We start from the raw sequence: 259 nt of genomic DNA on the forward strand, positions 1-259 counted from the left end.
GTGCGCTTCAAATCCGCTCAGCACTTGTGTCAGTCGTAAGTGTAACCTCAGGCATGTCACACTCGCTAGTTATTGGTGGCCTAATAATGGGAGCCCCAGCTGGACTTGGTCTGTGTTACTGGGTAGCCGCTGCTGGTTTAGTTTTTATGGGAGCCGCCACCTTATTTCGTTTTATCACTTTACCAGTAGGATATGGTGCAAGCAACCGGGCTTTGGCCTGGGTAAAAAATACGCATATGGCGTGTCAGCAAGAATATGA

At 48.6% G+C, this 259-nt stretch carries 1 protein-coding gene; it reads left to right on the plus strand.

Annotated elements, in window-relative coordinates:
- Positions 1–53: 53 nt before the first annotated feature.
- Positions 54–259: zinc metallopeptidase (locus tag ACRHOC_RS14900; RefSeq protein ID WP_431159416.1), on the plus strand; the 206-nt coding region annotated here is incomplete at its 3' end.

This window comes from Winogradskyella poriferorum (assembly GCF_050618035.1).
GTDB lineage: Bacteria > Bacteroidota > Bacteroidia > Flavobacteriales > Flavobacteriaceae > Winogradskyella > Winogradskyella poriferorum_A.